Here is a 23,294-nt window from a genome sequence, read left to right as displayed (position 1 = left end):
TGGGGCCGCCGCAAGGCCGGTCTCAGTGTCCCAGGCCCAGATAGACGATGGCCGTGACGAACAGGCCCACAACGATGTTGCAGAACACCAGCAACGCCGTCGTCCGCCACAGGGCCGAGAACCAGGACAGCGAATAGGCGCCCTTCATCTGGGCGAACATATGCACTGGCACCGCCAGCACCCCGACCGTGATCACGATCCGCCCCAGCCACCCCGCCAGCGTCGCCGACAGCACCATCAACATCAACAGCATGGCCATGAAGGTCAGCGAATACAGGACATAGACCCCGTGGTCATACAGGGTGAACCCGCGCTTCCACAGGAACAGCAGGGCCACGAACGGGATCGACAGCGGCACCAGCAGGAAGGCGAACTTGTACATCGTCTGCTGCAACTTGTAGAGCGCCAGGTCCGGGTTCTGCAGCTTCTTCAGCACCGTGGCCCCGACGCCGTGGCCTTCCTTGTTCGCATCCTGGCCGACGACCTTCAGCTTGGTCTCGCCACCCTGGCCGGTCGCCATATCCTTGATGCTGGCCTGCCAGCTGCCGGGCTTCAGCCCGTCGGCGCGGCCGTCACGCGCTTCAGCCTCCAGCCGCGTCAGCGCCGCGCGCCGATCCTGAACCAGTTTCTGACCCGCACTCAGCGCCATCTGCGTCGCTGAATCCGGCCGGGCGCCGCTGTCGGCGCGCACCTGGGCCAGGGCCGTTTCGGCCTCCGCCAGGTTTTCGCGCTGGGCGGCGATCCGCTCGCTCATGTCCGCCCCCTCGCCGGTCTTGGATTCCGGGTGCGGCATGAAGCTGAGCGCGAAGAACATCACGAACAGGGTGAACAGGAAGATCGCCAGCGGCGAGACATAGCGCGACCGCTTGCCCTGAACCCATTCGCGCGTCAGCCGCCCGGGGTTCAGCCACAGCAGCGGCAGGGTGCGCCAGATGCGGGCGTCGAAATGCATCACGCCGTGCAGCAGCTCTTCGCCCAAATGCAGCAGGGTGCGGTGGACATGGGTCGGCTGGCCGCAGTTGGCGCAGAAGTTGCCGCTGGTCTCGGCGCCGCAGTCGGAACAGACGCCACGGGCGTGGTCCTCGCCCGCCTTGCCCGTCGGCTTCTCGATCGCGCCCGCGACCAGGCCGCCCGTGACGGCGCCGCCCGCCCCTTCGATATCCATATGGTCATCCCCCAACGCCAACGGGACGTTCTTGCCGCCCGCCCGTCGTCAGGACAAGCGCCGAAACGAAAAGAGGCGCCGACCTGCGCCGACGCCTCTCTTCAGATCAGCCGTTCAGCCGTGGCTCAGCGCGGCGCGCCCGACACGATGGCGGTGTGGGCGTTGCGGTTGCGCGCGAACGAATCCTCGCTCGACCCTTCGGCGATCGGACGCTCCTTGCCGAAGCTGATGGTGTCGATCCGGCCTGCCGGAATGCCCCGGTTGATCAGATAGGTCCGCACCGATTCGGCGCGGCGCGCACCCAGGGCCAGGTTGTATTCGCGCGTGCCGCGTTCGTCGGCATTGCCTTCGATGCGGATCGTCACTGACGGATAACGCTGCAGCCACTGGGCCTGGGCGTCCAGCCGCGGCATGGCCTCGGGACGGACCTCATAGGAGTCTAGGTCGAAATATATGCGGTCGCCGACGTTGACGACGAAATCCTGTTCCGAGCCGGGGACCGACGAACCCAGGTTGCCGCCCGACACCGGCCCGGTCGGGGCGGTCGGATAGGCCGGGCCGGTCGGTTGCGTCGTGCCGTCGTTCGGGCCGGGCACGCCGGTCTCGACGGGGGGCTTGCGAGTGCAGGCGGCCATGGCGGCGACGGCGCAGCCCACCATCGCCAGCTTCAGAATGCGGGAAGTCTTCATGGGGTCGTCTCCTGACGGTGTTTCTTATGCGAGGCCGCAGCCCTCAAGCTTGGCGTTACTGTCTGCCTTGGGCGATTTTTCGGCGCCAGAGGCGATAACGCACAGTTGAGCTTTAAGGCTCCGACGTGATCGGGGTCGGACCTAGGCGGGGCAGCTGTCAGCGCCCTGGCCGAAGCCCAGGTTGGTCGGCGGACGGTCCAGCAGCGGCGACCAGGCGGGGTCGGTGCCGCGCCCGTTGTATCCCGCCTGCGACACCACCCGACCCGACAGGTCCACGGTCCACAGACGTGTGTCGCCGCCGCGCGTCTGGCGGGCGAACATGACGTAGCGACCGTTGGGCGCCCAGTTCGGGCCTTCCTCGAAATAGCTGGACGACAGGATGCGCTCGCCCGATCCGTCGGCGTTCATCACCCCGGTCGAGAACCGGCCGCCGCCCTGTTTGGTGAAGGCGATCAGATTGCCGGTCGGGCTCCACGACGGCGCCGTATACAGGCCGCCCCCGCGCGAGATCGGCCGCTGGCCCGATCCGTCCGAGCGCATGACATACAGGCGCGCCGACCCCGAACGGTCCGAGGTGAAGACGATCTGGCTGCCGTCCGGGCTGAACGAGGGCGAGGTGTCGATGCCCGGATCGTTGGTCAGGCGCGTAATCTGACGGCTTCTCAGGTCCATCACATAGACGTCGGTATTGCCGCCCCGGATGATCGAAAACGCGATCTTGTTGCCGTCGTTGGAGAAGCGCGGCGCCAGCACCTGACCGTCGAACTCGCCCAGGCTCTCGCGCCGGCCGGTCGTCAGATTATACAGGTAGATGCGGCTGTAATCCTTGCCCAGCGCCACATAGGTGATCTCGTCCGGCTGCGACAAGGAAAAGCGCGGCGACATGATCACCTCGTCGCCTTGAGTCAGATAGGTCGGGTTGAACCCGTCCTGGTCGGCGATGGTCAGGCGGTTGATCCGGTTCAGCTGCGTGCCCTCCTCGGACACGAAGATCACGCGGGAATCGAAGAAGCCGCTCTCGCCCGTCATCCGCTGATAGATGACGTCGGAAATCTTGTGCGCGATCCGGCGCCACTGTTCCTGGGTCGCGGTGAACTGATAGCTGACCAGCTGGCACTGGCGATACGGGTCATACAGGCGAAAGCCCACGTCCAGCCGCCCGTCGCCGCGCGTCGTCACACCGCCGTACAGCACCGCCTGCGCCCCGATCTGGGTCCACTGCGGAAAGTTCGGCGCATTGGCCAGCGTCAGGCCGGTCTCGATGAAGCTGGACGGATTCAACGGCTCGAAGAACCCCGACCGCTTCAGATTGCCGCTGACCACATTGGAGATGTCCGACCCGTGCGTCCCCGCAAACGGCGCGACCGCGATCTGAAGCGGCCGCAACACGCCCTGATCGATCTCGACCTCGACGGGCTGGCTTTGCTGAGGCGTCTGGGCCGCCGTCGTCAGAGGCGCGGCCAAGGCCAGGGCCGTCACGGAGGCCAGAAGAAGGTTCAGACGCATCAGATGCTCCCATAAGTCTCGAAGGATCGCCGCCCCTTATCGCCGGGCCGTTCGACTTTCGCCAGCTTCACGGGGAATGGGGCGACATTCGGGACGGCGACGATCACATTGATGCGTGATGCGTGATGCATTATGTTGTGGTTATGCGCACCACCCTCGCCATCGACGATGACGTGCTGAACGCGGCGCGAGCCATCGCGGTCCAGACCCGCACCTCCGTGGGCGAAGTCATTTCCGATCTCGCTCGCCGCTCGATTACCCAGGCCAAACCCGAAAAGCCGCCCGAGTTCCGCAACGGGATTCTCCTGCTGCCGCTCCGCAAAGGCGTCGTTGTGACGACCGAGCAGATCAACGCCTTGCGCGACGAACTGCCTTGATCGCGCTGCTGGACGTCAGCGTCCTCATCGCACTGATCGATCCGTCGCACACAGAGCATCTTAACGCCCACGTCTGGTTCGCACGTGAGCACAGGGCCGGTTGGGCGACCTGTCCTCTGACCGAGAACGGCGTCCTTCGAATCCTCAGCAATCCCAAATATCCGAACTCGCCGGGCGCACCGGCTCAGGTCCTGCCCGCGCTTCACTCCCTGCTGAGCCAACCCGGCCATGCCTTCTGGCCCGACGACATCAGCCTGCTCGGCGACCGGTTGATCGCACAGGACCGCCTGCTCACATCAGGCCAGTTGACGGACACCTACCTGCTCGCCTTGGCCGTCTCGAACGGCGGTCGGCTGGCGACATTCGACCGCCGCCTGGCGCCCGACGCGGTCACAGGCGGCAAGTCGGCGCTGCATCTCATCGCACCTGACGCCTAACGATTTCGGCACGCCCGTTCCGTGTTGAACGTCGGGCGATAGACGCCGCCGGGGAAGCCCTGCGGCACGTCGAACGGAGCGGTCTGGCGCAGGGCGCGCAGGGCGCCGTCGGCGGCGGCGCGATAGACGCTGGTGGACTGGGCGTTGATCAGGCTGGGTCCGCGCGTGATCCGCCCATCCGCCGACAGGGTCAGCTCGACCTGGATCCGCAGCTGGTCCGCGCCGGGGATGTCGCAGGGCAGGATCCAGTTCGGATAGACCTGATTGAAGATGGCCGTGATCTGCGGCCCGGTCGCCTGTGACGCCGTGCCCGCTCCCTGTTGTCCCGTCGCCGGTCGTCCGCGATTGTTGGTCGGGCGCGTGGGCCCGGCCAGGGCGTCCAGGTCCAGGCTCGGCTCGGGCCGTTGCGGCGCCGGGCGGGCGGGCGCAGGCGTCGCCGGGCGTGGATTGGTCGGGGCCTTGGTCGGCGGCGTGGGCGTCGCAGGCTGAGGCCGGGGGGGCGTAGGGCGCGGCGGGGTCGGACGCGGCGTAGGGGTCGGTGTCGGCGCGGGCGTGGGGCGCGCGGGCGTCGGACGGGGTGGCGTGGGCGTCGGACGTGGCGCAGGCTGGGGCGGCGTCGGCTGGGGCGTGGGCGGCACGGGGTCGGGCTGCTGCACCGGCGCGGTCGCGGCGTCGTCGGGCGAGGGTTCGGGCTGCGGATTGTCGGCCGGCGCCGCCTGAACCACATCCTCCGAGACGATGGTCACGGGCACTGACGCCACCAGCGGCGTCAACTCTTCGTCCACCTTGTGGGAAAACGTCACGAAGGCGAGCGCGACTGCCCCGGCGTGCAGGGCGAGGGATCCGAGGATCGCGGGGCTCGGACGACGCAAGGGGCTCAGGCCTCCGGCGCCGTATCGGTGATCAGGTTCAGCTTGGTGAAGCCGGATGCGCTCAGCCGCGCCATCACCCGCGCGACCGCCTGATAGGGCGCGCGCCCGTCGGCCCGCACGAAGACCGGCCGCTCGGCCGCCTTGTCCGCGCCGCCGGCCTCGGTCTGCAAGCGCGCCGACAGGGCGTCGAACGCCGTCTCGCTGTCGCCGACGAAGATGGCGCCCTGCTGATCGATGCTGACCGACAGGGGTTCCGACTTGATCTCGACCGCACTGGCCTCGGTCTTGGGCAGTTCCACCGGCACCCCGACCGTCAGCAACGGCGCCGAGATCATGAAGATGATCAGCAGCACCAGCATCACGTCCACCAGAGGCGTGACGTTGATCTCGGTCAGCGGGCCCTTACGCCCTCTGCGTCCGCGACGACCGCCGCCGCCGCTCGAACCACCGCCCAGGGCCATGGCTCAGCCGCCCCGCTTCAGGCTGAGGTCGCTGGACGCCACGGGCGGAGGCGGCGGGGCCGACGGACTGCCCAGGCGGCGCGCCACGGCGGCCTGCAGGTCGTCCGCAAACGCCTCCAGCCGGTTCGAGAACTTGCCCGCGTCGATCGAGAACTTGTTGTAGGCGATATAGGCCGGAATGGCCGCCGCCAGACCGATGGCCGTGGCGAACAAGGCTTCCGCAATGGCCGGCGCCACGGTCGTCAGATTGGTGTTGCCCGCCGCCGCGATGCGCCCGAACGCATTCATGATGCCCCAGACCGTGCCGAACAGGCCGATGAAGGGCGAGGCCGTCGCCACGACCGACAGCACGCCCAGCCCGTTCTCGATCCGCTGGCTCTCGCGCGTGATCAGACTGTTCATCGCCCGGTCGATGCGCGTCATCAGCAGGTCGCCCTGGTGTTCGTTCAGCGCCCCGCGCTGACGCGCCTCGCGCCAGTCAGACAGGGCGATCACCAGCATGCGCGGCAGGGCGTGGTCCGGCGCAGGCCCGGCCTGGGCCGCCACGTCCTCCAGCGACCGACCCGACTGCACCGCCTTTTCGAAGTCGTCGGCCTGTTTGTTCAACGCCGTGAACCGCACGGCCTTGTCGATGATGATGGTCCACGACCAGATCGAGGCCGCCGCCAGACCGATCATCACCGTCTTCACCACCCAGTCGGCGGTCATGAACAGCTCGACGGGGTTCATCATCGAGGCGTCGACGGGCATTGTCATTCAGGCGCTCCGGGCGGAATCGAGTTCGTTCACGCCCTCTTCGACCCAGCGGACGTGACCATTGTGTGGCGTGCGGCCCGTTTAGCTCCGACCCGACCGCCCGTCATCTGACAGGCGCGTCATAAGGGTTAACAGGGGGTTATTCCGCGCCCGATCTGCGGCTCGGATCGACCGCGACCGCCACAGGGGCGCCGACGCTGATGATCACGCCCTCGTGGCCTTCCTTGGCGATGGAATAGGTGGCGGCGTCGCGCAGCAGCTGTTCTTCGCACAGACGGTCTCCGGCCCGGCCCAGTTCGGCGCAGCCGCGCTTGGCCGCATCGGTCCAGCCCAGCACCCGGCGTGTCGCCGCCTCGGCCCGCTTGATCGCCGCCTCGTCTTCGGCCGCCGCCTGCGCGATCAGCGCCTGACGCGCGCCCTGCTGGTATTGCAGCTCGGCCTGGCCCGCCATCTTGCGTTCCCAGACCTTGTAATAGGGACAGCCCACCAGCCCGCCCCCGACCAGCAGCAGGAACAGCAGGACCGTGACGATCACCGCGCTGGTAGACATCTTGTAGGTTTCGGCAGCCATGACGTTTCCCCCTCGTTTCGGAACGATTTTAGCGGAATCGGCGACGCCCGACAGCCCCCCCTCTTCCGCTCATCCCGGCGAAAGCCGGGACCCAGTGCTTTGGGCGAAGGTTGTCTGAGATCACAGGCTATTGGTCATCCGACGCACTGAAGATGCGACAGAACTGGGTCCCGGCTTTCGCCGGGATGAGCGGGAAGGGAAAGTCTAAACCTTGCCCGCGCCCCCGCCCGCCGCCAGCCAAGGCGTCACCTTCTCGACCAGCCCCTTCGAAGGCCGGCGCGGCCGGCCGTCCAGATGAATGCAGACCGCCGTCACCTCGGCCCGGCAAAGCTCCTCGCCCGCCCGCTCCACGCTCTGGCGGATGATCAACCGCACCCCTTTCACGCTCTCGTAGATGGTCCGAACCACCAGGGCGTCGTCGATCCGTGCGGGCTTCAGGTATTTGATGTTCATCTCGGCCACCACGAAGGCCAGGGGCTCGGCCTCTTCCAGCAGGTCGGCATGCCCCACCCCGATGGCGCGCAGGAAGTCGGACCGCCCCCGCTCGAAATAGCGCACATAGTTGGCGTGATAGACCAGGCCGGTGAAATCGGTGTCCTCGTAATAGACGCGCACCGGCAACAGGTGGTCGCGCCCCTCGAAACGGCCGGCGGTGGGTTGGTCGATGCTCATCCGGCTACTCTAGGGCATTCGGCGGTTGAATTGGACCGGCCAACTCATCAGCGCCGTTCAGAACAAGGTTCATCACAGCGATCACGACGAGAGCACGAAGAACACGACGGAGCCATGCCGGTTCGGCAAAGGCTTGATGGCCTGCGGCGGCGAAGCCGCAGATCGATGGACGGCCTGGATATGGAGCTGCGAGCCGACGCGCGTTCGGTCCCGTCGTGTTCTCCGTGGCCTCGTCGTGCCCGTTGTGATGGAACGCCTTTCAGGACCGCACCAACTCAATCGTCCATGGCTCTAGCGCACCGCCTGCGACGAAGGCCTCTCCAAAAATCCGGGGCAATACCGCTGACGCATCTCGCGAAACTCGGTCGGCAGGGGATCGTCGCTGAACAGGATGCGGTTGGGGATCGACACGAAGCCGACCGCCGGACCGCCCGCGACCCGCCCGATATAGCCGCACACCGCGCGCCTCTGTCCTGCCTCGGCATAGCGCAGCTCGGCGGCGTGTCCGGCCTGGACGTGGATCTGGCGCGTCACCCGCGTCGAGGCCGGCTCTGGCGAGGGCGTGTTCGCCGGCCGCATCGCGACCCAGGCGGCGATGGCGCACAGGGCCAGAACGACCGCCGCCGCGATCATCGTCCACCGCTGTCGCGGGCTGCGATGCGGCGTCATCCTCATGCGGCGGGCGCATCCAGGGTGAAGTCCAGCGGCGCGTCGGCGGCCGGCAGGCAGCTGCGATCCACCGGCGCGGACGGGTCACGCAGGAAGTCGCGCGCCATTTTGCGCGTGCAGGGGCTGGCGTTGATCACGCCGTGCGTTGCATTGGTCACGATCACCACCTGGCTGTGGGAATAGCCCTTGGCGGCGGCCTCGGTCAGGGGCGGCGGACAGCCGGGATCGATCTCGGCGGCGACGAACAGGGTCGGGATGTCGGTCTGGACCGGCAGGTTCTCGATCGGCTTGGCCGGCCGCTCGCCCACCGCCGCGCAGACGTCGAACAGCCGCGACAGCGACGGGACCAGCACCTCCGCCACCGGATCACCCGCAGCGCCGGCCGCCAGCCGCGCCCTGGATTCGAACGGCAGCTCCTCCTTGCACAGATGGGCCATGTGCTGGCCCTCGAAATAATAGGTCCGGTCCTCGGCGATCTCGGCGACGGGGCTCAGGTCGCCGGCGATGATCTTCTCCAGATCGACCGGCAGCCCCCGCACGCCCGTGGCGCTATAGGTCGTGTCCATCAGAAAGGCCGACAGGTCGTCGACGTTGAACGTTCGCCCGTCCTTGCCCGTCACCGGTCCCGCCAGCCATTTGCGCGCCTCGGCCTCGACCCTTGCTTGAAGGTTCGGATGCTGCGCCGCGCACGCCGTCTGGGCGGCGCATTTGGCCAGGATGATCTTCACCGCCGCCGACACCTGTTCCGGCGTGCCGACGGCCCAGTTGCCCTCGGGCGGCCAGGGGCTGTCCATTACGGCGGCGCGCACGATCTGGGGCTGATGCGTGATGACGGCGGCCTCGATACGCGGCCCGTACGATCCGCCCCACAGGTCGATCTTCGCCAGGCCCAGCGCCTGGACCATGTCCTTCACATCGTCGGCGATGGCGGCGGCGTTGTACTGGTTCAGATCGACGCCCTGCGCCTGATAGCCCTTCAGACAGGCGATCAGCCCGTCGCGATCCGCGTCGGACGGCGGCCCCGCGTCGGTCAGTTGCACCCCCGGACAATCCATCGACGGCTTGCTCGCACCGCCGCCGCGCTGATCGAACAGGATCACGTCCTGATCCACGGCGAAGGCGTCGGGCCTGCGCGTCAGGGCCTGCAACATCGGCCCCACGCCGGGCGTCAGATCCCCGCCGGGTCCGCCATGGAACATCACGATCGGCGGCAGCGCCTGTCCCGAGGCGTCCTTGAACGGCGCGCTGGCCTTGACGATCACCACGGCGATGTCGATGCGCCGGTCGCTGACCGACCCATCGCGCGCCTCATCCACCGTCAGGGCGCCGCAGAGCACCTCGCGCAGACCCGTCGGCCAGTCGCTGGGGCAAGCCTTGTCGGTGAACACCGGCGCCGCCGCCTTCGCAGGCGGAGCCAACGCCGTCAGGCCGGACATGACCGCCAGGACGGCCAGGGTGCGCAGGATCATGGGACGGCTCCGGTTCGCCCCCAGCAAACCCCCGCCCGCCCCGCTTGGCAACCGCCTATCGGAGATCAGGCCCCGATCAGCCCCCGATCAGCCCTGCATCAGGCCGCGCGCTTCTTTCGCGCCGCTTCCGTCAACGCCTCGGCCATCCGCTCGCGCCAGTCCTCGCCCTCTTCGACGAAGGCGCGAATGGTGGCGGCGGGCAGCGTCAACTCGACTTCGCTCACCCCGGTCAGACGCGCATAGGCGGCCGAAGACAGCACCTCGCGCGCCGGGCGCATGCGCGCGATGTCGGCGTCGGTCAGTTCGGGGTTGTCGTCGTCGACCGGGTCAACGATTGCGGAGTTCGTCATACTTTCTGACCTCGCGGGGATTGGCCCGCCTGAGACTGATCATCCAGGTCGCGTCGCCGCGTTCGGTATAGACGGCGACGTGAACCCGACCATCGATCGGTAGATAAGCATACCACCGAAGCTCGCCGTAGTCGCGGCGGTCGTCCAAAGCGACGAAGGCCGCCGTCCAGTCTGCATCCTCGGCGGCGGCCAGCGACAGCCCATGCTTCTCGCGATTGCTCGCATCCTTGCCCGGATCGAACGCGACCTTCACTCGAACAGGTCGCCCGGCACGGGGCCGGCGGGTTGCGCTGGCGCGCTCAAGCCCAGGTGCGCGTAGGCCTTGGCGCAGGCCACCCGTCCGCGCGGGGTGCGCATGATGAAGCCCTGTTGCAGCAGATAGGGTTCGATCACGTCCTCGACCGCGTCGCGCGCCTCGGCGATGGCGGCCGCCAATGTGTCCATCCCCACCGGCCCGCCGCCGTAGTTCTCGATCAGCGCCCTCAGGAACCGCCGGTCCAGACTGTCCAGCCCGGCCTCGTCCACCTCCAGCCGCGCCAGCGCCCGCGCCGCCACCAGTTTGGTGATCGTCTCCGCCCCCTCGGCCGACGCAAAATCCCGCACCCGGCGCAGCAGCCGCCCGGCGATCCGCGGCGTGCCCCGCGCCCGCGACGCGATCTCGCGCGCGCCTTCTTCGTCGATGGCCGCGCCCATCTTGCGCGCCGTGCCGCGCACCACGGCCGTCAGTTCGTCGGCCGAATAGAACTCCAGCCGCAGCGGGATCCCGAACCGGTCCCGCAACGGTGTGGCCAGCAGCCCCGCCCGCGTCGTCGCCCCCACCAGCGTAAACGGCGCCAGATCGATCCGCACCGAGCGCGCCGAGGGCCCTTCGCCGATGATCAGGTCCAGCACATGGTCCTCCATGGCCGGATACAGGATCTCCTCGACGTTGGGGCTCAGTCGGTGGATCTCGTCGATGAACAGGACGTCGCGGGGCTCCAGGTTCGTCAGGATCGCCGCCAGATCGCCGGCCTTGGCCAGGATCGGACCGGATGTGGCCCGGAACCCCACCCCCAGCTCGCGCGCCACGATCTGCGCCAGCGTCGTCTTGCCCAGTCCCGGCGGACCGAACAGCAGCACATGGTCCAGCGCCTCGGCCCGCCCCCGCGCCGCGTCGATGAAGACTTTCAGATTGCCCTTGGCCTGCGACTGCCCGACGAACTCGGACAGCGTCTGCGGTCGCAAGGCGCGATCAAACGCTTCGCCGGTTTCGGCCTCTGGAGAGATGACGCGGGTCATGCGGTTTTCCAGCTTTGAGTCGTGAGGCGTGACTCGTGATTCATAGTCGCCGACGACTCACGACTCACGAATCCCCACTCACGCCCCTTCACCGCCCCAGCTCCTGCAGGGCCGCCCGGATCACGGCCGGCAGTTCGGCTTCCTCGCCCAGCCGGATCAGCGCCTGATCCACGGCCCGGCGCGCATTCACCTCGGCCACGCCCAGCCCCAGCAGCGCCGACACGGCCTCGCCGGTGATGGACGGCGGCGGCGGCGCGATTTCGACATGCATGCCCGGCGCGGTCGGCGCAAAACTGACGTCGCCCAGCGGCTTGCCCTTCAGCTCGGTCACGATCCTCAGCGCCAGTTTCGGCCCCACCCCATTGGCCCGCGCCACGGCAGCCTTGTCCTCGCGCGCCACGGCCCCGGCCAGTTCGCCGGGCGGCAGCACGTCCAGCACCGCCAGCGCCGCCTTGGGCCCCACGCCCTGGATGGCCAACAGGGTGGTGAAGGCCCGCCGCTCGTCGCGCGTCAGAAATCCGTACAGGCGCGGCCCCGCGTCCTCGCTCCACTGCGAATGCACATGCACCGTCGCCTCGTCGCCCGGCGCCGGCAACCGCCCCAGCGTCCGCGCCCCGCACGCCACGACATAACCCACGCCGGCGCAGTCGATCAGGCACTCCGCCTCTCCGACCTCGGCCAAGACGCCCCGCAAACGTCCGATCACGCCGCCCCCCGATGCATCGCTTCCAGCAAGGACCGCTTCCTCAGTTGCGCATGGGTGACCGCCACGGCCAGGGCATCCGCCGCATCCGCCTTCACGTCCCCCGCGGTCGGCAGCAGCCGCTTGATCATGAAGGCGATCTGGCTCTTGTCCGCATGACCCGCGCCCACCACCGCCTTCTTGATCAGGTTCGGCGAATATTCCGCCACCGTCAGCCCCAGCTTGGCCGGGGCCAGCATCACCGCCGCCCGCGCATGACCCAGCTTCAGGGTCGAGGACGGATTCACGTTCACGAACACCTCTTCCACTGCCGCCTCCTCGCAGCCGTGGTCGGCGCAGATGACGCCCAGCGCCTCGAACAGATGCAGCAGCCGCTCGCTGAACGGCGCGCTCTCCGGCGGGGCCACCACCCCGTGCGCGACCCACCTCAGGCGCGCGCCGTCGGACACGATCACCCCCCAGCCTGTGCGTCGCAGACCGGGGTCCAGGCCGATGATTCTGACAGGTTCGTTCGCCATCCGTTCCCCTCATGCCGCAAAGAGGGTTATCGGGCAATGAACGGTTTCGGCCGTCGCGCTCAGCGCTGCATCAACAAGGGCCGCCGACGCTCGGCTTGCGGCGCCACAGGCGCAGGCGGCTCCGGCGGGGGCGGATCCGCTTCGACCGTCTCGACGCTCACAGGAACGGTCACGGGCGGTGGCGCCGGCTGCAGCGTCGGCACGACCGAAGGGCCCTCGACGACCAGCCGTTCAGGCTCAGCCGCCTCCGGTCGATCCACTAGCGCCGTCTGTACACGCGAAACCAGCCAGGTCGCCACGGCGGCGGCGCACAACAGCACGACGACCGCCCCGCCCCAGGCGCAGACCTTCACCCACGCCCACTGCCGTCCCTCCACCGGCGGACCTGCGGCGCCCGGCAGATCGGACCTCGGATCGCGATCCTGCGGCATCGTCCGTCTCTCCCCGCCCCGCCTCAGCCGTGCTTTTCGATATAGGTCTCGGGATTCTTGTTGACCGGCTTGACCCCCGTGATGTGCTCGGCCTCGAAGGCGGCGAACCTGACCGCCAGCGCATGGCGCGTCTCGATGTCCGCATTCATGCGGAAGTCGGTCAGCCCCTGCCGCTCCTCCTCGCCCATGTGTTTGGAGTTGACGACGTTCGCCTCGCCCACGGCGTCGAACCAGGCCTTGCTCCCGACCTTGTGCTTCTCGACCGCCTTGACCGCATCGCGCAGCTTGTTGTGATCCTCGATGGCGTCTTCGGTCTCGCCCTCGACCGTGCCGTCCTCGGCGTCGTTGGCGCCCTCGCCCTGTTTCAGCAGCTCGGGATAGAAGAACCGCTCCTCGGCCTCGGCGTGCACATCCAGGAACGCCGACAACCGCGACCAGACGGCGCTCAGCGCGTCGGTGTCCTTGGGATCGATCTGTTCGATGATCGAGAACAGCCGGCGCTGTTCGGCATGATCGTCGAGGATGAGCTGGGTGATGTCCATGGGGCGCTCCAGGCGTAACGGTGAAGCCTCGTTACGCCTGCGCCGCCCCCCGGTTCCGTGCGAACGACTCGCGCTGATCGTCAGACGACCAGGGCCGGCTCAGCCCACGATGGCCTGCAGATTGGCCGCCGCTTCGGCGATGACCGGACGACCGCCACGGCCGCGCCGCGCTGCATCCAGCGCGGCGGCCGACATGGCGCCCTCTGCGCGCGCGGTTTCCAGATCGTCGCGCAGGGCGGTCAGCTGCTTGCCCATGGCCTGGACGCGCGCATCGTGCTCGTCCTGTGCGGCGGTCAGCTTGGCCTGGATCTTGGTCATCCGCTCTTCGGCGCGGACGATGGCCTTGTCATGCGCCATCGCGGCCTTGGTCAGGGCCTCGGCGCGATCGACGGCGGCGGCGCGTGCGGCCTCCATCGACACCTGACGTCGACGCGATTCCTCGACCTCGACCTCAAGCGTGCGCGCCCGTTCCATCGCACGGTCCAGCCCGATCTGCAGCGTGTCGGCGCGCCGTTCGGCGACATGACCGCCGCTCTGCAAATCCTTCAGCTGCGAGGTCTGTTCGCCGTTCAGCAGTTCCAGCCCGTTGGCGCGCGCCGTGGCGGTGTCCAGGCGGGCGGTGACGGCGGCGATCTCGGCGCGGGTCGATTCGACCTGGCTTTCCAGCGAGCGGATGGTGCGGGCGGCCTCGGCCTGTTCCGATGCGGCGCGGGCGCGTTCATTGGACAGCAGGCCTTCACCCGCCGCAGCGGCGCGCGCCAGCCCCGCCACCTCGATCCCGACCTCGTCGACACGACGGCGCAGGACCGTGTTTTCTTCCGACACCAAGGCATGGTCGCGCTGAATCTGGCTGCGCGTGGTTTCCGATTCCGAGCGCGCGGCCTCGGCCTGCGTCATCTGGTTGCGCAGCGCCTCGTGATCCTGCTCCAGCTCCCTGATGCGCTGGGTCGACGCGCGGTCCACCGTCTCCAGCCCTTCGATGCGGGTGGCGGCCTGGGCCAGCTCGGCGCGCAGGCGCCCGATCTCGACGCGGGCCTCCTGAAGGTTGACGGAATGTTCGCTGGCGCGCGCCGCATGGTCGTCTGCCTTGGCTTCGGCCTCGGCCAGAGCGTCCGACAGCTTGCGCGCCTCTGCGTTCAGCAGGCTCAACTGCTTGGCCGATTCCGCATTGGCGTGACGCAGGTTGACCAGTTCGACATGGCTGTCACGACGCGACTGGAACTCGGCTTCCAGCGGATCGCGCAATTCTCCCAACAGGGCTTCGAACGTCCCGAACCGCTGCGCCATTTCCGACAGCTGATCCAGGCTGCCCTGGATGGTCTCGAACCGCTCGCCGATCAGGCCGGCGACATCCTGCTCGGACGCGCGATCCGGGCTGACGGACACCTCGTTTGAGGCATCGCTCTTGCCGCGCGACAGCACCCTGTCGATCCTGGTCAGTTTCATGGTCGCCCCGCCTCTATGCGATGTGCGGTGACGACCCCGACCCTACCCCCATATGGCGAATCGAAAGGCTCACCGCCTCATTGCCCGAGACGTTAACGACGCGTTAACAAAGTGTCGAGACCTGCGTTCGTCGATCGCTGGATCGGGACGACCTACGCGTTCGCCTGACTTCACCCCGCGTACTTGGCCGCGTCCTCGTCCGAGATGTCCTCGTTGGAATAGACCGACGACACGTCGTCCTCGGCGTCCAGCGCGTCCAGCAGCTTGAACAGCGTCCCCACCGCGTCGCCGGTGACCGGCACGTCCGACTGCGGTTTCCAGACGATGGCCGTGGATTTCGGATCGCCCAGCACCTTGGACATGGCCTCGGCGACCTCGTTCAGGTCCTCGAAGGCGGTCCAGATCGTATGGCCCGGCGCGTCCTCATAGATGTCGGGCTTGACCAGGTCGCTCTCGACGTCCTGGGCGCCCGCCTCGATGGCGGCTTCCATGACTTCGTCCTCGGTCCCGGCCTCGGCCTTGTAGATGATCTGTCCGACCTTATCCCACATGAAGGCGACCGAGTTCATCTCGCTCAGCGCGCCGCCGTTCTTCTTGAAGGCCGCGCCGATGTTGGACGCCGCACGGTTGCGGTTGTCGGTCAGGGCTTCGACGATGATGCCCACGCCGCCCGGCCCCCGGCCCTCGTAGCGGACCTCTTCCATCGTATCGACGTCGCCGCCGGCGGCCTTGTTGATGGCGCGGGTGATCACGTCCTTGGGCAGGCTTTCGGCCTTGGCGTTGTTGACCGCCAGACGCAGGCGCGGGTTCAGCGCCGGATCGGGCATGCCGTTCTTGGCCGCCACGGTGATGTCGCGCGACAGTTTGGAGAACAGCTTGGAGCGCTGCGCATCCGCGCGCCCCTTGCGGTGCATGATGTTCTTGAATTTCGAGTGGCCGGCCATGGGATCGTCTTCGTGCGTTCTGGAACCTGAGCGGGCCTCCTAAACGATGAGCGGCATCCTGTCACGATGGACGACAGGGGTGGAACCTCGACCGTTTGCGCGTATTGATCCCCCGCAAGACAGACGGAGCGCAGCCATGACCGCAGACGACACCATCTACGAAGCCGAAGGCTTCATGGACGAAGACCTGCACGAGGCCGACATCGTGGAATGGTACGAGGCCCGCCCCGTCACCGTCCCCGCCGCCGTCGCCGCCGGCTCCATCGTCGCCGCCTTCACCCTGGGCGCCCTGACCGCCGTCGGCGCCCTGTTCCTCATCGGCCGCCTGGACGACTAGTCCGCCGGCGGCTTGCGCGGCACATCGCGCAGACGCACCTTTTCCAGGCTCAAGGCCATTCCGGCGTTGCGACCGGCCAGGGTCGCGACCCTGTATTCAGCCGCCGTGCCCAGGATCAGCGAAGCCTCGGATACGCTCAGTTCATAGTCCTGCTCCAGCCACTGGATCATGGCGGCCGTCGCAGCCTTCACCGCTTCGTCCATGGATGACGATTGCCCCAGGACGGTGATCCTGTCGGCCGTCTCTATGCGGGGCGCCGCAAGCGGATGCGACGGCAGGATGTCCACGCTGAACTCGACATCCAGCGAGGTCTCCAGCGCCCACTGCGTCGTCTCGCCGTCACCCTGCAGCGCATGGCCGTCGCCCAGGAACAGCATGGCTCCCGGCTGGAACACGGGCAGATAGACCGTCGCCCCTTCGCCGATGCCGTTGAAGTCCATATTCCCGCCCCAACGCCCGCTGTCGCCCGCCGACTGCTCGGCGAAACCGAAGTCCGGCGCGACGCCCAGGCCGCCCAACATGGGCCGAACGGGAACGACATAGTTCTTCAGCCTCTCGGGAGGGTTCTCCAACCGCGCCGTGCCCGCCTGCCGATCCAGACGCCAGCGCACTCGTTTGCCCAGGTCCGCCGCGCGCGCCGCCAGGCCCAGGGACATCGCCCGCCCGGTCACCCCATCCAGACTGTCGGCAAAATCGCGGTTCAGCCGAAGCCGCCGGATATGCACCGCCAGCACGTCGCCCGCCTTGGCGCCCGCCACGAAGAACGGACCCGTCTGGGGATTGCCGTAGAGGGCGACGACATCGCCGTGTTCGCCAATGCCGCCGGAATCGATGGTCCGCGTCGCCACCACATCGCCCGGCCGGATCACCATCGCCGGCGCCAGATCGGCGGTGAAGGTGTTCGAGAACCGCTCCGGCGAATAGGTCCGCCGTCCCGGCGCGCCCGTCGGGATCTCCAGCCGCTGCGCGCGAAACCCATGTCGCACGCGTGGTCCGGCGTTGCTGGTGTCGGGATAGTCAGCCCACCCGCTCAGCACGCCGTCGGCCTGCGTTCCCTCGAACTTGTAAGGCACGCCGTCGCCGTCCGTCGCAGAGAAGACGAGACGATCCCCGTCCTGACGACCCTCCAGAGCCCAGTCGCCGAAGCGGCCCGACAGCACGCCGTCCACCGTCTCAAGCGTCAGCAGCGTATGTTCGGCGTTGCCCCAACGGTCGACGGATACCAACCAGGTCTGAGGCGCAGCCACGGCCGGGCTCGCCACGGCCAGAACGGTCAGCCCGATCATCCAATGTCGCATCTTTGCCACCCTCGTCAGACCACGATCACCGAGGTCGAACGAAGGCTACCCGGCGAAACATCGCCGCCCTAGTTAAGCTTTGGACAGGCGCAGAGGACCGCCCTCACCCCGCCCGCAGGTTCTCCACCACCGCCCTCAGCTTGGCCGGCAGCGGCTTGGGCCGGCGGGTTTCGGCGTCGACATAGACATGCACGAAATGGCCGATGGCGGCGGGGACGTCGGCGCTGCGCTTGAACACGGCGAAGCCGTAGGTGACGCTGGATGTGCCGATCTTGTCGACCTTGATCCCGACCTCGATCACGTCGGGGAACTTCAGCGACGAGGTGTAGCGGCAGCCCGAGTCCACCACCAGGCCGATGGACTCGTCCAGGGCATTGGCGATCATCAGGTGGGCGTTCACCGCCGAGTCCACGAACTCATAGAATTTGGCGTTGTTGATGTGCCCGTACTGGTCGTTGTCGGCCCAGCGCGTCGAGACCATGTGAAAGGCCTTGTAGGTCGCACGGTGGGCCAGGGCGCCCTCGTCTCGTTTCGGCATCGTCGTCTCCCTCGGCGACGCGAACCGTCGCTCTCGATACCGACGCTCTAGCTTGGACGACGTTGCGTCAAGCGCCTATCGGTAGGAGTCTGATCACGAACGCGCTGGCCGACAGCGCCCCAGAGGGCCGACCGATATGAGCCTCCAGACCCGCGCCGCCGTCCTGTCCCGCATGGGCGCCGCCTACCCCTATGCCGACAGCCGCCCCCTGTCGGTCGAGACCGTGACGCTGGACCCGCCCGGCCCCGGCGAGGTCCTGGTCGCCATCAAGGCCGCCGGCCTGTGCCATTCGGACCTCAGCGTCATCAACGGCGACCGCCCCCGCCCCCTGCCCATGGCCCTGGGACACGAGGCGGCCGGCGTGGTCGAGGCGCTGGGGGACGGCGTCACGGACCTCAGTATCGGCCATCACGTCGTCATGGTCTTCATGCCGTCCTGCGGCCATTGCGACCCGTGCGCCGGCGGCCGTCCCGCCCTGTGCGAACCCGGCGCCGCCGCCAACGGCCGGGGCGAACTGCTCTCCGGCGGCCGTCGCCTCTTCCGCGAGGGTCAGCCGGTCAACCACCACCTCGGCTGCTCCGCCTTCGCCGAACACGCCGTCGTCTCTCGCCGCTCGCTGGTGAAGATCGACCCGGATCTGTCGTTCGAGGAGGCGGCCCTGTTCGGCTGCGCCGTCCTGACCGGCGTCGGCGCCGTGGTGAACACCGCCGGGGTCAAGGCGGGCCAGAGCGTGGTTGTCATCGGCCTGGGCGGCGTCGGCCTGGCCAGCGTCCTGGGCGCCCTGGCCAGCGGTGCCTCCCCCGTCGTCGCCGTCGATCTGTCGCAGGACAAGCTGGCCCTCGCCCGCACCCTGGGTCCGGTCCAGACCGTCGACGGCGCCGCCCCCGACGCGGTCGATCAGGTCCGCACCCTGACGAACGGCGGCGCCGACTTCGCCTTCGAAATGGCCGGCTCGGTCCGGGCGCTGGACAATGCGTGGAAGATGACCCGGCGCGGCGGAACCACCGTCACCGCCGGCCTGCCGCCGCCCGATGCGGCCCTCGCCGTCAACGTCGTCTCCCTGGTCGGCGAGGAGCGCACGCTGAAGGGCTCCTACATCGGAACCTGCGTCCCAAGCCGCGACATCCCCCGCTACGTCGCCCTATATCGCCAGGGCCGCCTGCCGGTGGACCGCCTGATGAGCGGGGTCATCCCGCTCGACGACATCAACGCCGGCTTCGACCGCCTGCACGCCGGCGAGGTGGTGCGGCTGATCGTCAGACCGTGACGGCCAGCCCAGACCTCACTCCGCCGGCTTCGGCGGCGCGTTCTTCACATAGTGGTCCAGCCAGCGGGTCATCTTCCACAGGGTGTGGCCCAGCGATTCCTGCGCGCGACAGCCGTGCGCCTCCAGCCGCGGGGTGACGTAACGCGCAGTCGCCTCCAGCCCCTTCGGCGCCGCATAGTGACGACGTCACATGGACGCTGCTGAAGATAGGGGTTCCGCCTGCCTTTCGACCGCCACTGGCAGGCGACGCAGATTGCGTTCGATCTTCACCAGAACGAAGACGAACACCAGCAACAGGAACATCATGAAGAAGCCGGCTGCGGCGGTTCCGGCAAGGATCGCCGTCTGGCGCCGCGCGCCCTCTTCGATGGCGCGTGTCGTGTCCTGTTGCATCGCCGTTTCCGCCGCCGCGCTGAACTGGTCGAAATGCCATTGGATCAGTTGATCGACGTCCACGGACGTCGTCGCAGGAGCCCGCACGAGGTCTTGCGACAGCGAAAGCAGGCTGTCGGCATAACGATCCTGCAAACTCACGGGCAGGCCGTCCGACAAGGTCTGGATGTAGTCGATCACCCCCGCTTCAGGCGGCGCCATCCCCGTCTTGGCCTTGACGTAGCGGACGATGTTGGTGGCCGCGTCCTTGAACCGCCGGTCGGCGTCTCGCGTCCGGTTTTCCAGCTCCGCCTGATCCGGCGCCGACATCCCCTGACCGCCAGAGTTCCGGTTCAGATAGTCGTTCAGACTGTCGTTGCGGACCAGGCGCGCGGCATCCGCGTCCTTGCCTCCAAACGACGACAGCAGCATGGGCGCCGCCACGACGACCCCGACCGCTGCGACCGCCAGCAGCACCGTCGCCAGGACGATGATCACTACCCGCAGGATGTTGAGATAGAGGGCTTCGAGCTTGTTCAGCATGGGATCATCCAATCGAGCGAGGCGACGGCCTCAGTCTGTTGTCCAAGAGAGATTGAGCGTCACGGAAGACTCAACGGGTTGACCGTCGATGGTCCGGGGGGTGACGCGATAACGCGACTCCAGCGCGACGGCGGCTTGGCCGAAGCGCTGGCCGGGCGGCGACTCCGATTGCGTCATGCAGTCGCTCAGCACACCTTCGACAGTGGCGGTGCAGGACATCGTCGCCCGTCCAGGAATGTTTTGGCCAAGCGCGCGCGGCGGATAGACGGCTCTCATTTCGGCTTCCGTCGGCTGGCGCAGAAGCCGGGCGTTCGTGACGACCGGAGCCTGGCTTGCGGCTGGCTTTGTCGGCGCGGCGTTCTGCGCCGTTACGGCTTGGCGCTCGGGGACGTAGGGGTCTATCTTGGATGGAGCGGGCTCTTGCGTCGGCGCCTGACGCCGTTGCAACTGAAAGCGGATCGCCTCGAAGAACAGACGGCGCGGTTCGACGGCCATTTCCGGCGTCCCGAAGATCGCGGTGCGCGCCACGTCGCGTGGCGCTTCTCCGTCCACCGACAGCTGTGACACCGACCAGCCTTCGCTCGGCGAGAACGCCGCTTCCAGATTGGCCGATGATGCGGGAACCGCGACGCGAGCCAGGTCGCCGCCAGGCGTCAGACCGACCGAATAGGCGACGCTGGCCGTGCACACGGCGCGGGTCAGCCCGCCCGCCGACTGGCATTCCATGTTCGGCGCGCCTTCGCTCTTGGCGCTCAGCCAGACCGGCTGCGGCCCACCGACGAACCGCCCGCCCTTGTCGGACAGGACCAGATACGGGCCGTAATACTCATCCTCGGACAGGCGCAGATAGCCCTTGTTCCAAAGCCACCAGTCGATGGGTATCGGGCCAGACACCCCCTGGATTGTCAGTTCGTCCGGATCGATACGACCGTCTTGCGCCGCGCGTGTCAGAACCGCGTGCAGCTCGGCCAGGGGCGCGTTAAGATCGCCCGTAATCATCGCGACCGCCTGGTCGCGGGCCGCGTCATTCAAGGCAGGCGTATTTGTGGTCCCCGTCTGTACGGGCGCCTCTTCGGTCTTCTTGCGATCACAACTCGCCAAGATCTGGCTAGCGGCCAGAACCAGCAAAACGGCGCAGACGCGCCTCGCGTTTGAATACATTCGCACTCCCCCGCCCGCACACTCGCAACGCGAAGGGATTTCGTCAATGACAGGTTGTGTTCCTGAAGGACTTCACTCGGCCAGCAGCGCCTCGACCTCATCCCGCTCGGGCGCAGACGGCTGAGCCCCCGCGCGCGTCGCCGCCAACGCCCCGGCCGCACAGGCGAACTTTAACGCCTCGGCTGGATCCATCCCTTCCAGCAACGCCACGACGATGGCGGCCACGAAGGCGTCGCCGGCCCCCGTCGCGTCGACCGCCTCGACCGCGGGCGGGGTCGCCCAGGCCATTTCGACGCCGCGCTGGTACATGGCCGCACCCTTGGCGCCCTTGGTCACCACCACCCGGCCGCCACCCCGGTGCAGGCTGTCGCCATAGTAGGCGGCCTCGATCTCGTTGACCACGATCAGGTCGCAGCGGCCCAGCAGCATTTCCGACACCGGCGCGGCGGGCGCCAGATTGGCGCAGACGAACCCCGTCGCCCGGCCCACCGCCGCCTCCACCGTCTCGATCGGCAGCTCCAGCTGAACGATCAGCGCGCCCTCGATGCGCTGCGGCAGCTGTTCGGGCGTGACCATGTGATTGGCCCCCGCCGCCACCACGATCTGGTTCTCGCCGCCGGGATCGACGGCGATCAGGGCGACCCCAGTCGGCGCCGCCACGTCCGTCTCCACCCCCGACAGATCGACGCCCATGTTCGCCATCAGTGCCAGGGCCTCGCCCGACATGGCGTCGTCGCCGACCCGTCCGATCAGGCAGACCTCGGCCCCCAGCTTCTCCGCCGCCAGCGCCTGGTTCGCGCCCTTGCCGCCGGGGTGGCGCGCCAGGGTCGCCCCCGTCACCGTCTCGCCCGGCGCCGGCAAATGCGGCGCGGTGGCTGCCAGGTCCAGGTTGATCGAGCCGACGACGGTGATCCTCATGCGGCAGCCCTCAGCGTCTCCACGATCAGGTCGAACACCCCCTGCCCATCCGCAGACACGGCCCAGCGATGCCGCGCCGTCGCCGGATCGATCCGGAACTCCACCGCCGTATGGCCGCGCGTCAGTTCCGATGTGGTCTCGACCTCGATACGGCACGCCCGCGTCTCGAACAGGTCGGGCCGCATCAGCCAGGCCACGGTGCAGGGATCATGCAGCGGGGCGGAATCCCAACCGACCACCTCGCGCTCGACCCGCTGCGAGAACCGCAGCATCGCCGCCGTCGTCCGCGCCGGCTCGCTGTCGATGGCTTCGATGGCGGCGATCCGGTCCTCGGTCGCGCGCACCTGATGGGTCGCGTCCAGCCCCAGGGCGATCACCTCGCACCCCGATCCGAACACCACCGCCGCCGCATCCGGGTCGGCCCAGATGTTGAACTCGGCCGACGGCGTGATGTTGCCCCCCTCCGACCGCGCGCCGCCCATGACCACGACCGGCCCCAGCCAGTCGGCCAGCCGCCGTTCGCGCCGCATCGCCAGCGCCAGATTGGTCATCGGCCCCATGACGGCGACGGCGACCGAACCCTGCGGCCGGCTCATGACCAGGTCGACGATGGCGTTGGCGGCCGGGCCGTCGCCGACGATGCCCGACGGCTGGAACGGCTCCAGATCGCCCAGCCCCTCGGGTCCGTGGAACGCCCCCGCCCCCGCCGGCGGCCGCTTCAGCGGACGCTCGGCCCCGCCATGCACCGGCACGTCCTCGCGCCCGGCGATCTGGCGCACGATCCGCGCATTGCGCTGGGTCAGGGCGCCGGGAACATTGCCCCCCACCGTGGTGACCGCCAGCAGGTTCAGTTGAGGCGCCGCAAAGGCCAGGAACAACGCCACGGCGTCATCCACGCCGGGGTCGCAATCGATGATAAGGGACTGAATGGACACCCGCTTCGTTTGACGCCCCAAACGCCGGGTAGCAAGCCCCGTTCGGCTTTCGTCAACACCCCCGACGGA

General features: G+C 68.1%; 29 protein-coding genes. 4 read left to right on the top strand and 25 right to left on the bottom strand.

Going from position 1 to position 23,294, the window contains the following annotated elements:
• Nucleotides 1-22: 22 nt before the first annotated feature.
• The 3 genes from AC3ISA_RS09385 to tolB form a co-directional block, all read right to left on the bottom strand.
• The gene (locus tag AC3ISA_RS09385) at nucleotides 23-1,165 is read right to left on the bottom strand and encodes a DUF3667 domain-containing protein (RefSeq protein ID WP_489177676.1); all 1,143 of its coding nucleotides are present in this window, start codon (nucleotides 1,163-1,165) and stop codon (nucleotides 23-25) included.
• 125 nt (nucleotides 1,166-1,290) lie between these two features.
• Nucleotides 1,291-1,854 carry a peptidoglycan-associated lipoprotein Pal gene (gene pal, locus AC3ISA_RS09380; RefSeq protein WP_372692677.1) on the bottom strand — a complete coding sequence of 188 codons (564 nt, stop codon included), beginning with the start codon at nucleotides 1,852-1,854 and terminating at the stop codon, nucleotides 1,291-1,293.
• Nucleotides 1,855-1,995: 141 nt separating this feature from the next.
• Nucleotides 1,996-3,360, bottom strand: coding sequence for a Tol-Pal system beta propeller repeat protein TolB (gene tolB, locus AC3ISA_RS09375; RefSeq protein WP_489177675.1), 1,365 nt, complete (start codon nucleotides 3,358-3,360; stop codon nucleotides 1,996-1,998).
• A 143-nt stretch (nucleotides 3,361-3,503) separates the two neighbouring features.
• On the opposite strand from tolB, the gene AC3ISA_RS09370 reads away from it, so the two are divergent.
• Together AC3ISA_RS09370 and AC3ISA_RS09365 are read left to right on the top strand one after the other, a co-directional pair.
• The gene (locus AC3ISA_RS09370) at nucleotides 3,504-3,737 is read left to right on the top strand and encodes a CopG family transcriptional regulator (protein ID WP_489177674.1); all 234 of its coding nucleotides are present in this window, start codon (nucleotides 3,504-3,506) and stop codon (nucleotides 3,735-3,737) included.
• Nucleotides 3,734-4,174, top strand: a complete 441-nt coding sequence (locus AC3ISA_RS09365) for a TA system VapC family ribonuclease toxin (protein WP_489177673.1) — start codon at nucleotides 3,734-3,736, stop codon at nucleotides 4,172-4,174. The genes AC3ISA_RS09370 and AC3ISA_RS09365 overlap by 4 nt, the downstream gene beginning before the upstream one ends.
• Here AC3ISA_RS09365 and AC3ISA_RS09360 read toward each other — a convergent pair.
• From AC3ISA_RS09360 to AC3ISA_RS09285, 16 genes are all read right to left on the bottom strand, one after another.
• Entirely contained in the window at nucleotides 4,171-5,046 is an 876-nt protein-coding gene (locus AC3ISA_RS09360; RefSeq protein WP_489177672.1) for a hypothetical protein, read from the bottom strand. The two genes, AC3ISA_RS09365 and AC3ISA_RS09360, sit on opposite strands and share 4 nt — an antisense overlap.
• Before the next feature lie 5 nt (nucleotides 5,047-5,051).
• Entirely contained in the window at nucleotides 5,052-5,507 is a 456-nt protein-coding gene (locus AC3ISA_RS09355; RefSeq protein WP_489177671.1) for an ExbD/TolR family protein, read from the bottom strand.
• Between the two features lie 3 nt (nucleotides 5,508-5,510).
• A complete protein-coding gene (tolQ, locus tag AC3ISA_RS09350; protein ID WP_346494221.1) occupies nucleotides 5,511-6,263 on the bottom strand; it encodes a protein TolQ in 753 nt (250 codons plus the stop codon).
• A 139-nt stretch (nucleotides 6,264-6,402) separates the two neighbouring features.
• A complete protein-coding gene (locus AC3ISA_RS09345; RefSeq protein WP_489177670.1) occupies nucleotides 6,403-6,834 on the bottom strand; it encodes a hypothetical protein in 432 nt (143 codons plus the stop codon).
• A 204-nt stretch (nucleotides 6,835-7,038) separates the two neighbouring features.
• Nucleotides 7,039-7,506 (bottom strand): tol-pal system-associated acyl-CoA thioesterase, encoded by a 468-nt coding sequence (gene ybgC / locus AC3ISA_RS09340; protein ID WP_489177669.1) that lies wholly within the window; start codon nucleotides 7,504-7,506, stop codon nucleotides 7,039-7,041.
• Nucleotides 7,507-7,797: 291 nt separating this feature from the next.
• Nucleotides 7,798-8,181, bottom strand: coding sequence for a hypothetical protein (locus AC3ISA_RS09335; protein WP_489177668.1), 384 nt, complete (start codon nucleotides 8,179-8,181; stop codon nucleotides 7,798-7,800).
• Entirely contained in the window at nucleotides 8,178-9,644 is a 1,467-nt protein-coding gene (locus AC3ISA_RS09330) for an alpha/beta fold hydrolase (protein ID WP_489177667.1), read from the bottom strand. Before AC3ISA_RS09330 ends, AC3ISA_RS09335 begins: the two co-directional genes overlap by 4 nt.
• Before the next feature lie 98 nt (nucleotides 9,645-9,742).
• On the bottom strand, nucleotides 9,743-9,994 hold the full coding sequence (locus tag AC3ISA_RS09325; protein WP_372692690.1) for a BrnA antitoxin family protein: 252 nt from the start codon (nucleotides 9,992-9,994) through the stop codon (nucleotides 9,743-9,745).
• The gene (locus AC3ISA_RS09320; protein WP_489177666.1) at nucleotides 9,972-10,247 is read right to left on the bottom strand and encodes a BrnT family toxin; all 276 of its coding nucleotides are present in this window, start codon (nucleotides 10,245-10,247) and stop codon (nucleotides 9,972-9,974) included. The genes AC3ISA_RS09325 and AC3ISA_RS09320 overlap by 23 nt, the downstream gene beginning before the upstream one ends.
• Nucleotides 10,244-11,272: a Holliday junction branch migration DNA helicase RuvB gene (gene ruvB / locus AC3ISA_RS09315; protein WP_489177665.1), complete on the bottom strand. Its 1,029-nt coding sequence runs from the start codon at nucleotides 11,270-11,272 to the stop codon at nucleotides 10,244-10,246. The genes AC3ISA_RS09320 and ruvB overlap by 4 nt, the downstream gene beginning before the upstream one ends.
• A gap of 88 nt (nucleotides 11,273-11,360) precedes the next feature.
• Nucleotides 11,361-11,978 carry a Holliday junction branch migration protein RuvA gene (ruvA, locus tag AC3ISA_RS09310; protein ID WP_372692694.1) on the bottom strand — a complete coding sequence of 206 codons (618 nt, stop codon included), beginning with the start codon at nucleotides 11,976-11,978 and terminating at the stop codon, nucleotides 11,361-11,363.
• The gene (gene ruvC, locus AC3ISA_RS09305) at nucleotides 11,975-12,493 is read right to left on the bottom strand and encodes a crossover junction endodeoxyribonuclease RuvC (RefSeq protein ID WP_372692695.1); all 519 of its coding nucleotides are present in this window, start codon (nucleotides 12,491-12,493) and stop codon (nucleotides 11,975-11,977) included. The genes ruvA and ruvC overlap by 4 nt, the downstream gene beginning before the upstream one ends.
• Nucleotides 12,494-12,552: 59 nt before the next feature.
• A complete protein-coding gene (locus tag AC3ISA_RS09300) occupies nucleotides 12,553-12,924 on the bottom strand; it encodes a hypothetical protein (protein WP_489177664.1) in 372 nt (123 codons plus the stop codon).
• Nucleotides 12,925-12,947: 23 nt separating this feature from the next.
• Nucleotides 12,948-13,466, bottom strand: a complete 519-nt coding sequence (locus tag AC3ISA_RS09295) for a hemerythrin domain-containing protein (protein ID WP_489177663.1) — start codon at nucleotides 13,464-13,466, stop codon at nucleotides 12,948-12,950.
• Nucleotides 13,467-13,565: 99 nt separating this feature from the next.
• Nucleotides 13,566-14,912, bottom strand: coding sequence for a hypothetical protein (locus AC3ISA_RS09290; protein WP_489177662.1), 1,347 nt, complete (start codon nucleotides 14,910-14,912; stop codon nucleotides 13,566-13,568).
• 170 nt (nucleotides 14,913-15,082) lie between these two features.
• Nucleotides 15,083-15,856 carry a YebC/PmpR family DNA-binding transcriptional regulator gene (locus AC3ISA_RS09285; protein ID WP_489177661.1) on the bottom strand — a complete coding sequence of 258 codons (774 nt, stop codon included), beginning with the start codon at nucleotides 15,854-15,856 and terminating at the stop codon, nucleotides 15,083-15,085.
• A 136-nt stretch (nucleotides 15,857-15,992) separates the two neighbouring features.
• Between AC3ISA_RS09285 and AC3ISA_RS09280 the strand changes: the two genes are divergently transcribed.
• Nucleotides 15,993-16,193: a hypothetical protein gene (locus tag AC3ISA_RS09280; RefSeq protein WP_489177660.1), complete on the top strand. Its 201-nt coding sequence runs from the start codon at nucleotides 15,993-15,995 to the stop codon at nucleotides 16,191-16,193.
• Here the strand turns inward: AC3ISA_RS09280 and AC3ISA_RS09275 are convergent.
• Both AC3ISA_RS09275 and AC3ISA_RS09270 read right to left on the bottom strand, forming a co-directional pair.
• On the bottom strand, nucleotides 16,190-17,479 hold the full coding sequence (locus AC3ISA_RS09275; protein ID WP_489177659.1) for an acetamidase/formamidase family protein: 1,290 nt from the start codon (nucleotides 17,477-17,479) through the stop codon (nucleotides 16,190-16,192). The genes AC3ISA_RS09280 and AC3ISA_RS09275 overlap by 4 nt on opposite strands.
• Nucleotides 17,480-17,594: 115 nt before the next feature.
• Nucleotides 17,595-18,029, bottom strand: a complete 435-nt coding sequence (locus AC3ISA_RS09270) for an acyl-CoA thioesterase (RefSeq protein ID WP_489177658.1) — start codon at nucleotides 18,027-18,029, stop codon at nucleotides 17,595-17,597.
• 136 nt (nucleotides 18,030-18,165) lie between these two features.
• Here AC3ISA_RS09270 and AC3ISA_RS09265 point away from each other — a divergent pair, with 136 nt between their 5' ends.
• On the top strand, nucleotides 18,166-19,296 hold the full coding sequence (locus tag AC3ISA_RS09265; protein WP_489177657.1) for a zinc-dependent alcohol dehydrogenase family protein: 1,131 nt from the start codon (nucleotides 18,166-18,168) through the stop codon (nucleotides 19,294-19,296).
• A 186-nt stretch (nucleotides 19,297-19,482) separates the two neighbouring features.
• Here AC3ISA_RS09265 and AC3ISA_RS09260 read toward each other — a convergent pair whose 3' ends face one another.
• The 4 genes from AC3ISA_RS09260 to AC3ISA_RS09245 all read right to left on the bottom strand — a co-directional run bounded on the left by AC3ISA_RS09260 (nucleotide 19,483) and on the right by AC3ISA_RS09245 (nucleotide 23,225).
• Entirely contained in the window at nucleotides 19,483-20,211 is a 729-nt protein-coding gene (locus AC3ISA_RS09260; RefSeq protein WP_489177656.1) for a hypothetical protein, read from the bottom strand.
• A 30-nt stretch (nucleotides 20,212-20,241) separates the two neighbouring features.
• Entirely contained in the window at nucleotides 20,242-21,243 is a 1,002-nt protein-coding gene (locus AC3ISA_RS09255; protein WP_489177655.1) for an energy transducer TonB, read from the bottom strand.
• 201 nt (nucleotides 21,244-21,444) lie between these two features.
• Nucleotides 21,445-22,290: a ribokinase gene (locus AC3ISA_RS09250; RefSeq protein WP_489177654.1), complete on the bottom strand. Its 846-nt coding sequence runs from the start codon at nucleotides 22,288-22,290 to the stop codon at nucleotides 21,445-21,447.
• Entirely contained in the window at nucleotides 22,287-23,225 is a 939-nt protein-coding gene (locus AC3ISA_RS09245) for a nucleoside hydrolase (RefSeq protein ID WP_489177653.1), read from the bottom strand. Before AC3ISA_RS09245 ends, AC3ISA_RS09250 begins: the two co-directional genes overlap by 4 nt.
• Between the last annotated feature and the right edge of the window lie 69 nt (nucleotides 23,226-23,294).

Source organism: Brevundimonas sp. KH_058, assembly GCF_057838505.1.
Note: the sequence above shows the minus strand (reverse complement) of the source record. Positions and strands in the feature narration are given on the sequence as shown.